The 12,703-nt window shown below is 62.4% G+C and carries 16 protein-coding genes; 12 read left to right on the forward strand and 4 right to left on the reverse strand.

The features are described 5' to 3' along the window. Positions 1 to 10: 10 nt before the first annotated feature. The 5 genes from DLM86_RS21560 (at position 11) to DLM86_RS21580 (ending at position 4,216) form a co-directional block, all read left to right on the forward strand. Positions 11 to 1,549, forward strand: a complete 1,539-nt coding sequence (locus DLM86_RS21560) for an ABC transporter ATP-binding protein (RefSeq protein WP_110842143.1) — start codon at positions 11 to 13, stop codon at positions 1,547 to 1,549. Beyond that, positions 1,540 to 2,334 (forward strand): energy-coupling factor transporter transmembrane component T family protein, encoded by a 795-nt coding sequence (locus tag DLM86_RS21565; RefSeq protein ID WP_110842144.1) that lies wholly within the window; start codon positions 1,540 to 1,542, stop codon positions 2,332 to 2,334. Before DLM86_RS21560 ends, DLM86_RS21565 begins: the two co-directional genes overlap by 10 nt. Positions 2,335 to 2,358: 24 nt before the next feature. Then, positions 2,359 to 3,021, forward strand: coding sequence for a thiaminase II (gene tenA / locus DLM86_RS21570; protein ID WP_110842145.1), 663 nt, complete (start codon positions 2,359 to 2,361; stop codon positions 3,019 to 3,021). Positions 3,022 to 3,108: 87 nt separating this feature from the next. Continuing rightward, positions 3,109 to 3,411 (forward strand): transposase, encoded by a 303-nt coding sequence (locus DLM86_RS21575; RefSeq protein WP_110842146.1) that lies wholly within the window; start codon positions 3,109 to 3,111, stop codon positions 3,409 to 3,411. Between the two features lie 175 nt (positions 3,412 to 3,586). Beyond that, complete coding sequence (locus DLM86_RS21580) at positions 3,587 to 4,216, forward strand: LysE family transporter (RefSeq protein WP_110842147.1); 630 nt, start codon at positions 3,587 to 3,589, stop codon at positions 4,214 to 4,216. Here DLM86_RS21580 and DLM86_RS21585 read toward each other — a convergent pair. Next, entirely contained in the window at positions 4,127 to 5,611 is a 1,485-nt protein-coding gene (locus tag DLM86_RS21585) for an amino acid permease (protein WP_245954801.1), read from the reverse strand. The two genes, DLM86_RS21580 and DLM86_RS21585, sit on opposite strands and share 90 nt — an antisense overlap. A gap of 193 nt (positions 5,612 to 5,804) precedes the next feature. Here DLM86_RS21585 and DLM86_RS21590 point away from each other — a divergent pair, with 193 nt between their 5' ends. After that, positions 5,805 to 6,239 (forward strand): DMT family transporter, encoded by a 435-nt coding sequence (locus tag DLM86_RS21590; RefSeq protein ID WP_110842149.1) that lies wholly within the window; start codon positions 5,805 to 5,807, stop codon positions 6,237 to 6,239. On the opposite strand, the gene DLM86_RS21595 is transcribed toward DLM86_RS21590, so the two are convergent. Next, on the reverse strand, positions 6,227 to 6,850 hold the full coding sequence (locus DLM86_RS21595) for an NUDIX hydrolase (protein WP_110842150.1): 624 nt from the start codon (positions 6,848 to 6,850) through the stop codon (positions 6,227 to 6,229). The genes DLM86_RS21590 and DLM86_RS21595 overlap by 13 nt on opposite strands. Before the next feature lie 92 nt (positions 6,851 to 6,942). Here DLM86_RS21595 and DLM86_RS21600 point away from each other — a divergent pair, with 92 nt between their 5' ends. After that, entirely contained in the window at positions 6,943 to 7,530 is a 588-nt protein-coding gene (locus DLM86_RS21600; RefSeq protein WP_245954803.1) for a dihydrofolate reductase, read from the forward strand. Here DLM86_RS21600 and DLM86_RS21605 read toward each other — a convergent pair. After that, the gene (locus tag DLM86_RS21605) at positions 7,527 to 8,168 is read right to left on the reverse strand and encodes a class I SAM-dependent methyltransferase (RefSeq protein WP_110842151.1); all 642 of its coding nucleotides are present in this window, start codon (positions 8,166 to 8,168) and stop codon (positions 7,527 to 7,529) included. The two genes, DLM86_RS21600 and DLM86_RS21605, sit on opposite strands and share 4 nt — an antisense overlap. Before the next feature lie 115 nt (positions 8,169 to 8,283). After that, entirely contained in the window at positions 8,284 to 8,430 is a 147-nt protein-coding gene (locus DLM86_RS32150) for a hypothetical protein (RefSeq protein WP_158289603.1), read from the reverse strand. A 147-nt stretch (positions 8,431 to 8,577) separates the two neighbouring features. Here DLM86_RS32150 and DLM86_RS21610 point away from each other — a divergent pair, with 147 nt between their 5' ends. The 5 genes from DLM86_RS21610 (at position 8,578) to DLM86_RS21630 (ending at position 12,661) form a co-directional block, all read left to right on the forward strand. Further along, a complete protein-coding gene (locus tag DLM86_RS21610) occupies positions 8,578 to 8,940 on the forward strand; it encodes a helix-turn-helix domain-containing protein (RefSeq protein WP_110842152.1) in 363 nt (120 codons plus the stop codon). A 203-nt stretch (positions 8,941 to 9,143) separates the two neighbouring features. After that, entirely contained in the window at positions 9,144 to 9,938 is a 795-nt protein-coding gene (locus tag DLM86_RS21615) for a sugar isomerase domain-containing protein (RefSeq protein WP_211326568.1), read from the forward strand. 30 nt (positions 9,939 to 9,968) lie between these two features. Next, a complete protein-coding gene (locus DLM86_RS21620; RefSeq protein ID WP_110842153.1) occupies positions 9,969 to 10,718 on the forward strand; it encodes a GntR family transcriptional regulator in 750 nt (249 codons plus the stop codon). A 208-nt stretch (positions 10,719 to 10,926) separates the two neighbouring features. Beyond that, positions 10,927 to 11,298: a BlaI/MecI/CopY family transcriptional regulator gene (locus DLM86_RS21625; RefSeq protein WP_110842154.1), complete on the forward strand. Its 372-nt coding sequence runs from the start codon at positions 10,927 to 10,929 to the stop codon at positions 11,296 to 11,298. 10 nt (positions 11,299 to 11,308) lie between these two features. Continuing rightward, positions 11,309 to 12,661 carry a M56 family metallopeptidase gene (locus DLM86_RS21630; RefSeq protein ID WP_110842155.1) on the forward strand — a complete coding sequence of 451 codons (1,353 nt, stop codon included), beginning with the start codon at positions 11,309 to 11,311 and terminating at the stop codon, positions 12,659 to 12,661. Positions 12,662 to 12,703: the final 42 nt, after the last annotated feature.

Here is a 12,703-nt window from a genome sequence, read left to right on the forward strand (position 1 = left end):
GGGGACGCTCATGGAAACGGCGGCGGGAGTCGAACGGTTGAGGCTGAAATTTCCCGGCGCGCCGGCGCTCACATTCCGGGATTTGACCTTCTCCGTCCGGAGAGGGGAACGCGTGCTGCTGCTCGGTCCGAGCGGCTGCGGCAAGTCGACGCTGCTGCAGGTGCTGACCGGCCTCATTCCGGAGGCGATCGACGTGCCGATCGCCGCCGATTCGATTCGGGTGCCGGACAAATGGGCGTACGTGTTCCAAGACCCGGACACGCAGTTTTGCATGCCGTTCGTGGACGAGGAGCTGGCGTTCGTGCTGGAAAACCTGCTCGTCCCGCGCGCCGACATGCCGCGGCGGATGGAGGCGCTGCTCGAGCGGGTCGGCCTTCGTCTCGACCGGCTGCATACGCCGATCGCGTCGCTGTCGCAAGGGATGAAGCAGCGGCTGGCCATCGCGTCCGCTCTCGCGCTCGAGCCGGACGTCCTGTTCGTCGACGAGCCGACCTCGCTGCTCGATCCCGAAGGGACGAAGCAGGTGTGGGAGACGATCCGCGAAGCCGGAGCCGGCCGAACGGTCGTCATCGTCGAGCACAAGATCGACGAAATCGTCGATTACGTCGACCGCGTCGTCCTGTTCAACCGGTCCGGCGAAATCACGGCGGACGGCCCGGCCCGGGACGTGTTCGCCGAGCAGGCGGACCGGCTCGTCGAGGACGGCATCTGGTATCCCGGCGTGTGGGACGATTACGTCCGAAGCGGCCGTTTTCCCGCTCGCGAGCGGGTAACCGCCGACGGGGCGGCACGGCCGGAGACGCCGCTCGTCCGGCTGAACCGGTTCGCCGTATGCCGGGGAAAGGACACGAAGCTGCGGGTCGAAGCGGCGGACATCCGCGCCGGGGAATGGATCGCCGTCGTCGGTCCGAACGGGGCGGGGAAAAGCACGCTGCTGCTCGGCCTCATGCAGCTGCTCAGGACGGAAGGCGAATATGCGCTGAACGGGCGACCGGCGGGAAGCGATCGGAGATTGTCCGACGAAATCGCCTTCGTGTTCCAAAATCCGGAGTTTCAATTCGTGACGAACTCCGTCTACGACGAAATCGCGTTCTCGCTGCGGCAGGACAAACGGCCGGAAGCCGAGGTCGAGGCGAAGACGGCGGAGCTGCTTGCCGCCTTCGACTTGGCGGACCGCCGGGACCATCATCCGTTCCAGCTGTCGCTAGGTCAAAAGCGCCGGCTCAGCGTCGCGTCCGCGATCGTGAAGGAGCAGCGCATTCTGCTGCTCGACGAGCCGACGTTCGGCCAGGACGCCCGCAGCACGTTCGCGCTGCTGGAGAAGCTGGAGAGCTGGCGCCGGCGCGGCACCGCGATCGTCATGGTGACGCACGACCCGGATATCGTGAGCCGGTTCGCGACGCGCGTCTGGGACGTAAGCGGCGGGGAGCTGCGCGCGGACCGGTCGCCGGAGCAATGGAAGGCCGCATTCGACGCGGCTCAGCCGGCGGGTCGCGATCGACGCGAGCCGGGACGCGTGCGGGAGGAGGAGCCGGAGCCATGCCGATAACGTTCGCGTACCGGGAAACGTGGCTGCATCGCGTCAATCCGACCTTGAAGCTGGCGCTGTGCCTCGCCTGGTTCGTCCTCGTCCTGTTCACGCACAATCCGAGCGTCATGGCGAACATGACCGCCGTCTCGCTGCTCGCGCTGGCGGCGTGGAGCGGCCATCCGGCCAAACGGCTCGCGCTGTACGTGCTGCCGGCGGTCATTCTGTTCGTCTCGTCGTCCACCTCCATGATTTTTTACGGCAAAGGGGAGACGACGTGGTGGGAATGGGGACTGATCCACGTTACGAAGGAAAGCTTTTATCGCGGCGTGCAGGTCGGCTTGAAGTCGTTATGCTTCGCGTTCGTCGGCTTGGCGTTCGCGCTGACGACGCGGCCGGTGCTGCTGTTCTATTCGCTCATGCAGCAGTGCAAGGTGCCGCCGAAATACGCCTACGGCTTCATGGCCGCCATGCGGCTGCTGCCGATGATGGCCGACGAGGTTCAGACGCTCCGCCACGCGCTGGCGGTACGGGGCGTCGGCCGGGAGCGGGGGCCGAAGGGCTGGTACCGCAAGGCGAAAGCGTACGCAGTGCCGATGCTCGCCCAGAGCATACGCCGCGCCCAACGGATCGCGGTGGCGATGGAGGCGAAGCGGTTCGCGGGAAGCGGCCGGCGAACGTACTATTACGAGGTCGGCTTCGGACCGGCGGACGCCGCGTTCGCCGCCGGCGCGCTGGCGGCCATCGCGCTCGCTTACTTGGCCGGCGTGCAGTGGCCGTACGTGGACGTGACCGACGTCCGATAAGTCGATGACGAAGGAGAGAGGACGATGTTATTTTCGAAACGGCTGCGGGAAGCGGCGGATGCGAGCTGGGAGGCCAGCTTCGCGCATCCGTTCGTCACCGGGATCGCCGACGGCGGCTTGCCGCTCGACCGGTTCAAGTTTTACGTGCTGAACGACGCCTATTACTTGTCCTGCTTCGCGCAGGTGCAGGCGCTCGGGGCGGCGAAGGCGCCGGATTTGCACACGGCGAACCGGATGGCCGCCCACGTGCAGGGGACGTACGGCGCGGAGCTGTCGCTGCACGAGAAGTTTTCCAAGCTGCTCGGCATTACGGACGAGGAGCGCAGCGCCTTCAAGCCGGCGCCGACCGCCTACGCGTACACGTCGCACTTGTTCCGCGCGGCGTATACCGGCCATCTGGGCGATATCGTGGCGGCCATTTTGCCGTGCTATTGGCTGTACTACGAAATCGGCGAACGGCTGAAAGGCTCGACGCCCGACGAGCCGATATACCGCGAATGGATCGCCGCCTACGGAGGCGAATGGTTCGGAGAGCTCGTGCGCGAGCAGATCGACCGGGTGGACGACATCGCGGACAAGGTGACCGAGTCGGACCGGGAACGGATGCTGTCGCATTTCGTGATCAGCAGCCGGTACGAGCTTCAGTTTTGGGAGATGGCGTACCGCAAGGAGCAATGGCCGGCGTAACGGTCCTCCATGAAAGCACGCTTCCGGACGAACGGGTATGGGCAAGGGCGCTTCTGCCGATGATGAAGGCAGAGGCGGTGATGAAGCATGAAAACGTTGATCGCGATCGGTACGATTGTCGGTCCCTTCGCGTTCGTCCTCCTGCGCTGGACGTCCGCCAAGCTGAGAACGGCGCTCGACGCGCTCGGCGTCGTCAGCGCTTTCGGGTTCGGCCTGCTGTCGGCGTTCGCCGTGGCCGACATCCGGGCGCACGGTACCGTATACGCGACGGAAGTGCACAAGCTGTTCGACAACCCGGCGTTTTTGGCGTTCGCCGGCTATTTGGGGCTGTATATGCTGTACCGGCTGCTGTGGAGCGCTTTCGCGTCGTTTCGCGAAGGCGCCCGCTAGCCGGCCTATCGTCAACGGAAACGAAGAAAAGAGTCCGACGCATCGAAGCATCGATGCGCGGACTCTTTTTTCGCCGTTGCGGTCGTACAAGCCGCCTCCCGCGAATACAATAGTACGGACATCGGCAGCGCTCTCGATCCGACTATCGGAAATCCGCGCCGCGGGAGGGAACAGGTTGAGCGTATTTTGGAGTTATCTCCTATTGGGTTTGTCGCTGGCCGCGCCGATCGGGCCGATCAACGCGGCCCAAATCCGCACGGGCATCCGATCCGGATTCGTCCAGGCGTGGCTCGTCGGACTCGGCGCGATGGCGGCGGACGTCCTGTACATGCTGCTCGTCTACATGGGCGTCGTCCATTTCATCGACATCGCGTTCATGAAGACGTTTCTATGGCTGTTCGGCTGCTTCGTGCTCGTCTATACGGGCGTCGAAACGCTCGTCGCCGCCGGACGGCTCCACGAAGGGGACGGGACGCGAAGCGACGGGACGAGCCTCCGATCGTTCTCCTCCGGCTTCGTCCTGTCGGCGACCAATCCGCTGACCGTACTGTTCTGGCTCGGCATTTACGGTTCGGTATTGGCGGAATCGGCGGCCAGCCTCGTGCCGGGCAAGCTGCTGCTGTACAGCCTGGCGATCGTGCTCGGCATCCTGCTGTGGGATTTGTTCATGGCGGGCACCGCTTCCGGGTTCCGGCGGCTGCTCAGCCCCCGGTTTTTAACGATCGTCTCGATCGTGTCCGGGCTGTCGCTTCTCGTCTTCGGCGCCTACTTCGGGCTGGAAGCTTTCCGAGCTTTGTTCGGCTAAAAACGAAACTCGCAGCCGGGGGTTCCAATCGGGCACGAAGGCGGCCCGGACGCCGCCGGCGGAGCCGGCCTCGCTGCGCTTCCACCGCTTCCGCATGATCAGGGCGACAAGCCCGATCGCCGCCGCGAACGCCAAGCTGACGAAGAAGCCGGGCCGGCTCGTCGGATGAAGCGTCGTGCCGGCGACGGCCAGGACGATCGCCGCCAGGCCGGTGTACCGGATCGCACGGAACGGGCCGGACGGGCGGACGAGCCTGCCGGCCGACAGCAGGATGAACAGCCAATTGTACAGCAGCATGAGCCCGGCCGCCGTCGTCACGACGACATAGACGGACTCGGGGATGAGGAACGCCGCCGTCACCGAGGCCGCCATTCCTCCGGTCGTCAAGGCGAGCGCGAGCACGGGAATGCGCCTGCGCCCCATCCTCCGGGCGAACGGACGCGGGGCGTCGCGATCCTCGGCGAGCGTCACGATCATGCCGGTTACCGCGAACATCGAGGCGATCATCGTGGAGAAGCCGGCGACGATCAAGATCGCATTGAACGCATGCGGTACGTACGGCAGGCCGAAGCCGCCCAGAGCGACGGCGAACGGACTTTGCTTCTCGGGAAACGTCCCCGGCGCCACGAGCGTCACGACGAGCGCGATCGAGCCGGCGTACAGAACGGCGAGCGTACCGAGCATGAACCGGCCGGCTTTGGGCGCTTCCTCCGGGTTTCGCAGCCGGTTGGCCATCAGGCCCATAATCTCGATGCCGCCAAACGCGTAAAACGCAAAAATCAGCGAGGACCACGTACCGAGCGCGCCGGCCGGAAACAGCGCCGCCGACGTCGCCGGGAACGCAGGGGGACGAGCCCCTCCGCCGAACGTCCCGAACAGCGCCAGCCCGGCCAAGACGAGAAACAGGGCGATGGCGGACAGCTTCACGACGGCGAACAGATGCTCCAGCCGTTCGAACCCTTTCGTCCCGGTCAGCATGACGAGAAGGGCGAGCGACGCATACGCCGCCGCGAACGTCCACATCGGCCACCCCGGCAGCCACAGCCGCGTGAACAGCGACAGCGCGGTCAGCTGGCTGCCCATAATGAGCAGCTCCGAGCAGCCGTACACCCATCCGACGCTGAAGCCGGCCCATCGTCCGAACGCCCGCTTCGCGTACGTCCGGAACGAGCCTTTCGCCGGCTCGGCGGCCGTCATTTTCGCCAGGGCGTCGTAAACCGCATACGTGCCGGCGGCCGCCAGCGCGAAGGCGAACAGGAACGAAGGCCCTCCGATCCGAAGCCCTACGCCCGACCCGAGGAAGTATCCCGTGCCGATCGTACAGGCGACCCCGAGCAGCGATAGCTGCCACCACTTCAACGGTTGCTCCGGCTTGCCGTCTTCTTTGCCTGCCACAGGTCGATCATCCTCCAACGGAATATCGGTTAACGTCAAACAAGACCAGTATCCCCAACTTTCTGGAAAATCCGCGATCGCGAAACGATCCGATGAGGGAACGAGTCCGTTGTGGTATGATAAGGACGTTTGGCGGAGAAAGAATAGAAAGGCAAAGTACCAATCGGACACCGGAGAGGAGAGCTTGGAAGGCATGAACGTGCTTATGATGATCGTGGTGCTGCTCGGGGGCGCGGCGACGGCCGTGCAGGCGGGCGTGAACGGCGTGCTGGGGCGCAAGGTGGGCACGATCGAAGGATCGTTTACTTCGTTTTTAATCGGAACGGTGGCGCTGTTCCTGGTCATGATCTTTCTCGGCAAAGGCAACGTGCTCCAAATCGTGTCGCTTCCGAAATGGCAGCTGACCGGAGGCTTGCTTGGCGCCGTATACGTCATCGGAATGGTGTTCGCCGTTCCGAAAATCGGCGTCGCTTCGGCGATGGTGGCCGTCATATCCGGGCAGCTGCTGACGAGCACGGTGCTCGATCATTTCGGGTTGATCAGCGGCAAGCCGATCCCGATCGACTGGCAGCGGGTGGCCGGGATCGTGCTGATGATCGCCGCGCTCGTGCTGTTCTATAAGAAGTGACGCAGCACCGCGTCCAATACACGATTGTAATACGCGGTCCCGTGCGGGACGAAATCGCGAACGCGCAAAAGACGGCGAACCGGCGACGGGAGGCCGTCTTTTCCCGTTTCCACGCCGATCGCCTCGACCTCGCCGGTCTGTCCGGCGAACAGCCGCGACGCTTCGGCCGCGTCGATCCGCACGAGCCCGACGACCTCGTCCGGCTGCATCGCATACGAGTCGAGGGGCTGGTCGCATGCGTACAAAAACGTATGGTAAAATTCCCGGTCGATCCACTGCGCTCCCTCCATCTCGACAGGCATGACCCCGATCGGGATCAAGTCGGCGAACGAAGCCCGCACGCCGAGCTCCTCCTCCAGCTCCCGCACCCCGTCCTCGACCGTTTCGCCGGCGAGCAGATGACCGGCGCACGTAATGTCGTACAGGTTCGGATTCGTGTCCTTGTCGGGATGGCGTTTTTGAAACAGGACCGACGGGCCTTGCGGGCCGCGCGCCACGATCCAGCATTGGAACGTCTTGTGCCAAAGCCCTCGCGCATGCGTCTCGCTTCGGCTTGCCGTGCCGATCCGGTTCATCCGTTCGTCGAATATGTCGAAAATTTCGTTCTTCATGTCGTATCCGTCTCCTGACCGATATGGTATAATCATGCAATTATAACACGAATACGGACAAGCGCGAACCGGTTCGAAGGGTGGCGGAGAGGGTGTCGGGAGCAGAGGAATCGAACGGATACGGGGAATGGAGCGGGCACGCGAACGGGAGTACGGAACCGGGCGGACGAGGCGAGGGCGGGAGGACGAGCATCGCCCTGATCGCGGCGATGGGCCGAAACCGGGTGATCGGCCGTAACAACGATATCCCGTGGCGGCTGCCGGCGGAGCAGCTTTATTTCAAGGCGGTGACGATGGGACACACGGTCGTCTCCGGAAGGAAAAACTTCGAATCGATGAAGCGCCCGCTGCCGGGCCGGCGGAACGTAGTCATGACGCGGGATCCGGCATTCGCGGCGGACGGCTGCGAGATCGTTCGTTCGGTCGAGGACGTGCTGGAGCGGTACGTTCAAGACGGGCGGTCCCCGTTGTTCATTATCGGCGGGGAGCAGCTGTACCGGCTGTTTCTGCCGCTTGCCGATACGATTTACTTGACTGTCATCGATGAAGAGTTCGAGGGGGACACGTTTTTCCCCGAATTCGATTCCGCCTTATGGGAGGAAACATCGCGAAGAACGGAACGGCGGGACGAACGGAATCCGCACGACCGCGATTACGTCGTCTACCGGCTGAGGCGCTAAGCGATCCGGTACGTCGCCCACCAGAAGCAGGTGGCGGCCTGTACGCGAAGCTCCGAGGCGTACGGGGTGAACAGGCCGATCAGCTCGTCGGCGGTGTAGTAGTTTTTGAGCACTTCGAACCGGGTACCGTCCGACAGCGTCCGCAGCTTGTACGTATCTTGCTCGCCGGTGCGCCGGACGAGCTCCCCGCCGACGCCGTCCACGTACATGTTGTCGGCCATGAAGACGACGGCGCCCGAGCCGAGACGGTCGTGCAGGCGCTGCAAAAATTCGGGCAGCCGGAGCTTGGGGACGTGGGACAGCCAGAAGTTGGCGAGGCCGGCGTCGAACGTGCCGGGAATGAGGGCCGGCTCGTACGCATCCGCCTGCCGGAAGCGGACCTTGCCCGGCGGAAGCGGCTTGGTCATCGCGATTTCGAGCGCTTCGGGCGTCAGGTCGGTCGCCGTGATCCGATCGGCGGAACGGGCCGCGCGCTCGGTCCAATAGCCGGTGCCGCAGGCGATTTCCAGCACGCTCCGCCCGCGGAGGGCGTCCCGCATGTCTTGCTCGAGATCGGCCAGCTCCTTGAGCCGGACGGGGTCGTCCCGATCGTAAACGCTTTCGTATTCTCTGGCGCGTCGGCTGTAATAATGCTGCATGGTGCCCCTCCCCGTTCGATAAAGTCGGTCCGCGGCGGCGCATCGGCGGGCCGCGGCCGTTTATCATCCTATCCCAACGACTCGGCTTGTCCAAGCTTTTCAAGCCGCATCGGGATTAAAATCTTTTGATGTTGCGGATCTCCTCGCGCTCTTGGCGCATTTTCTTCCGATATTGCATCTCCAGCCGGATCGAATAGGCGAAGCCGAGCACGCCCAGAATGACGATTCCGATAATGATTGGAGTGCTGTACGTCGTCAACACGTCAAGTCACCCCCTTCCGATTCCTACTTGTTGAAATTATTTCCATAGAACATATTTCAAATTATACACCATGTATTGAATAATCGGCAACATCATTTTGAACGAAATTTAAATCTCTTATACTGTAGGTCAGAGGTGATAGAACTCATGACTTTCGGTGCGAGATTGAAAAGCGCCAGAAACAGCAAGCGGCTCACCCAGCATCAAGTGGCCGACTCGCTCGGCCTCAACTATACGACGGTTTCCAAATACGAGAACGACAAGTCGCAGCCCGACAACGAAATCTTGCAGAAATTGGCGGCGCTGTACGACGTTTCGATAGATTGGCTGTTAACCGGCGACGCGGGCGGCGCCTCGTCCGGCGGCGCGAAATCGAAAGTGTACTTCGGCGGCGAGGTCGAGGAGCTGACGGAGGAGGAAGCGAAGCATTTGCGGGACAGCCTGGAAATGTTCCGCCTCCTGAAGGAGAAGCGGGCGAAGTACGAAAGCGGGCGTCACAACGGAAAATAGAGGAAGAGCCGGAACGATTTCGGAACCGGCGACAGGACGCATCTCCCGCCGGGGGTGCGTTTTTGCATGCGCGAAAAGCGATATGCGCACGCGAAAAGCCGGGGGACGGAGAAGTTGACGGCGCATTTGGGTCCAATTTACAATTGGATTGTACGGACAATCTTCGGCAACCCATCCTACGAACGAGAAGGAGGCGAGGCGTCGTGGCGAACGACGAAACGTTATGGAACGGCTTGGCCCGGTCGCTCGACTATTTGGAAAGCGCAAGACGCATTCTCGACAAAATCGGTACGACCCAATCGTACCCGATCGGCAAGGCGGTCGCCCTATGCGCGGAACGGATCGCGCGCGGCGGCTTGATCCATCTGTTCGGCAGCGGCCATTCGCGGATGGCGGTCGAGGAAATGTTCCCGCGGTACGGCAGCTTTCCCGGCTTTCATCCGATCGTGGAGCTTTCGCTGACGAACCACCATGCGGTCGTCGGCAGCAACGGACAGCGCCAGGCGATGTTTCTGGAAAACGTGGAGGGACTCGGGCAAACGATCGTTTCCAACTTCCGCTTCGGCCCGGACGATGCGATGATGCTGTTCTCGCACAGCGGCACGAGCTGCGTCGTCATCGATATCGCGCTCGAGATGCGCAGGCTCGGACTGCCCGTCGTCGCCGTCACGTCGCTCGAGCATAGCCGGCTCTCGGAGCCGAAGCACGGAAGCGGGCATAAGCTGTTCGAGCTGGCGGACATCGTCATCGACAACGGCGCACCGGCCGGAGACGCGATGGTCCGCATCGAAGGGCTAGACGTTCCGGTCGGACCGGGCTCGACGATCGGCAATACGGCGATCGTCAACATGATCAAGTGCGGCGTGGCGCAGCGGCTCGTCGAGCTGGGCCGTCCGCCCAGCGTCATCGCGTCGGAGCTCGTGGCGGGCCGCGAGCGGTCGAAGCGGCTGTTCGAGGCGGCGTACGACGAATTTCGCGAATCGACGCGCCGCTTGTAAACGACTACGGCGACGAAAGGAGCTGGTCCCATGCATTCGGCCCCCCCCTTCGAAACGGGCAATAGCGAATCGGCGCCGCTGTACGAGCGAATCGCGCGCGAGCTCGAGGCGGAGCTGCTGTCCGGCCGGTACCGGGCGGGCGACCGGTTCGGCACGGAGCGGGAGCTGCAGGAGCGGTTCGGCGTCAGCCGGGCGACCGTGCGCAAGGCGCTGGAAGGACTCGAGGCCGACAAGCGCATCGTGAGGGTGACGGGCAAGGGCATCGTCGTCGCGCCGTTCCGGCTCCGGGTCGAGCTGCCCGAGCTGCTCAGCTTCTCCGAGGAGATGAAGAAGCGCGGCCTCGTGCCGGGTACCCGCTTGATCGAGGCTAGAGTGAAGGAGCCGCCCGAAGAAGTCGGTTCCGAGCTCGGTTTGGCCGATCGGGAACGGGTGTTGACGCTGCGCCGCATCAGGCTCGGGAACGGAAAGCCCATCGCGTATACGGAAGCGTACGTTCCCGAAAGCGCGGGGTTGAGCGAGGCCGACGATTACGGCGGCTCGCTGTACGATCTGCTGTTCGCCGTATCCGGCCGGTGCGTGGAGGAAGCGCGGCAGACGATCGAGGCGGACGTCGCCGACGACCATTTGGCGCGTCTGCTCGACGTGAAGCCCGGCGCGGCGCTGCTCCGGTTCCGCCGGATCGGCTGCTGCGGGGACGGCCTCCCGCTCGTCTACGAGACCGGGGCCGCACGGGCGGACCGGTACTCGTACGAGATCCGGCTGAAGCGGAACGGACGGTAGGCAGGCGGCGCGTCCTCCCGAAGAGGCCGGAAGCCGCGAAACGCTTCGGCACGGCAGCGGTAAACCGCAAGGCGACTTTTAAGCCTTGCGGTTTTTTGTCATTCCCGAATGTGTCGAGGTTTGGGAAAATACGGTATTGACAAATTGACCTACACCTTGTAGTTTTATATTGACCTACACGGTGTAGGTGATAGAGGAGGGAACGCCTATGACGAAATGGCAGCGCATGTCGGAAGCGGAGAGACAGATTATGGACATCATCTGGGCCAGCGATCGTCCTCTCACGACTTCGGAAATTATCCGGAGACTGCCGGAAGAGAAAGCTTGGAAGCAAAATACGGTCATCACGTTTTTGGCCCGCTTGTCGGAGAAAGGAATCGTATCCGCCGAACGGATCGGCAAGGCGCACCATTACAAGCCGAGCGTCAACGAACAGGAATACGTCCGGCTTGAAACCAAGCAATTCGTACGGGACGTCCATAAAGGCTCCGTATTCGGCCTGGTCAGCGCCCTGTGCGACAACGGGGATTTGACGAAGGACGATATCGAAAGCCTGATGAAACGGCTGAAAGAAGAGTAGGTGAGAAGACGTGACTTTCGTTTGCTTGTCCCTGCTCGTCATGTCGGCCGTCACTTCGGCGCTGTATTTGGTTATGAAGCTTTGCGCCCGTTGGACGCATCGCTATTTCACGGCTTCGTGGCACTATTATTCGTACAATCTGCTTTATACGTTTTTGTTGATCCCTTACTTCGGCTTACTTCCGTTTTTGGGCATTAAGGTCCCGGACGCGATTCGGAACGATGCGGAGGCGCGGTACGCGGGCGAACCGGAGGTTCCTTTCGCCTCGCAAGCCGGCGACGCTTCTTCATGGCTCGATCGGGTCGATTGGCCGGATTGGCTGCCCTACATTCTTCCGTCCGGGACGATCGTCTTCATCGCGGTAATCGCGGTTCAAATGATACGGCTGCATCGCCGCTTGTTCCGGCTGTGCGAAAGAGTCGACGACCCTTCGATCGATCAAGAGCTGGAGGCGTGCGGGAAACGGCTTGGCCTGTACAAACCGATCCCGGTATACTGGTCCCCCTACGCCGGTACGCCGTTTTTGTACGGATTGTTCAAGCCGCGAATCGTATTGCCTGCCTCGATGGGGTTTGCGCCGGAGCAGTATCGTCACGTGTTTCTGCACGAATTGACGCATTATAAGCGCCGCGACATCTGGGTCAAGTTTCTGCTCCTGCTCATGAATGCGGTGCATTGGTTCAACCCGTTCGCGTATGCGGCAAGACGCGACATCGACCGATACGGCGAGCTGTCATGCGACGAAAGGCTCGTCCGGTCCATGAGCGGCAAGGAGAAGAGGCGATACTGCGAGCTGCTGCTCCAGGTGCTGTGGAACGCGGCGGATCGGAGAGACCATCTGTCCACCGCCTTCGGCAATGAACGGAAATATATGGAGAGGAGAATCGACATGATCTTGAAAAGCGAATGCTCGGGAAGAACACGGGCGGTCCGCACGCTTGCCGTCGCGACGACCTTGTCCATGGCGTTGATCGGCACGGCCGCCGTGCATGCGGCCAGCCCGAAGGCGGAACCGCAAACCGTTCAACAACCGCGAACCGCTCCGGAACCTCAAACCGCTCAAGACGCTCAAGACGTCCAGGAACCGCGTACCGCTCAACCGAACAAGCTGGCGCCTCCCGCGCCGTATCCGGGGAAGGAACGTCCTACATACGGATACAACATCAGCGTTCAGCATACGGACGGGACGATCGAAACGTACGACAAGCACGGCAACGTCACCGTGAAAACCGCGAAGGAGCTTACCTATGAGGAGCTGAAGGAACGGATCGGCAGGCTGCAGGCGGCGGGCATTTCCGTGCCGAAGCCATATTTCAAAGCGCTGAACGATTTGTTGGAGAAGCGGCCTCAAGAGCCGAAATAGAAAAAACGCTTACTGTACTATATGCCATAGGAGATGATCGAT

This window comes from Paenibacillus flagellatus (assembly GCF_003217775.1).
GTDB classification, from domain to species: Bacteria; Bacillota; Bacilli; order Paenibacillales; family NBRC-103111; genus Paenibacillus_AB; species Paenibacillus_AB flagellatus.

Bases quoted from the DNA above. Each gene is read 5' to 3' on its own strand.
- DLM86_RS21625 (WP_110842154.1), top strand. From the start codon at position 10,927: ATGACGAAATGGCAGCGCATGTCGGAAGCGGAGAGACAGATTATGGAC.
- DLM86_RS21620 (WP_110842153.1), top strand. From the start codon at position 9,969: ATGCATTCGGCCCCCCCCTTCGAAACGGGCAATAGCGAATCGGCGCCG.
- DLM86_RS21590 (WP_110842149.1), top strand. From the start codon at position 5,805: ATGAACGTGCTTATGATGATCGTGGTGCTGCTCGGGGGCGCGGCGACG.
- DLM86_RS21560 (WP_110842143.1), top strand. From the start codon at position 11: ATGGAAACGGCGGCGGGAGTCGAACGGTTGAGGCTGAAATTTCCCGGC.
- tenA (WP_110842145.1), top strand. From the start codon at position 2,359: ATGTTATTTTCGAAACGGCTGCGGGAAGCGGCGGATGCGAGCTGGGAG.
- DLM86_RS21610 (WP_110842152.1), top strand. From the start codon at position 8,578: ATGACTTTCGGTGCGAGATTGAAAAGCGCCAGAAACAGCAAGCGGCTC.
- DLM86_RS21565 (WP_110842144.1), top strand. From the start codon at position 1,540: ATGCCGATAACGTTCGCGTACCGGGAAACGTGGCTGCATCGCGTCAAT.
- DLM86_RS21575 (WP_110842146.1), top strand. From the start codon at position 3,109: ATGAAAACGTTGATCGCGATCGGTACGATTGTCGGTCCCTTCGCGTTC.
- DLM86_RS21595 (WP_110842150.1), bottom strand. From the start codon at position 6,850: ATGAAGAACGAAATTTTCGACATATTCGACGAACGGATGAACCGGATC.
- DLM86_RS21605 (WP_110842151.1), bottom strand. From the start codon at position 8,168: ATGCAGCATTATTACAGCCGACGCGCCAGAGAATACGAAAGCGTTTAC.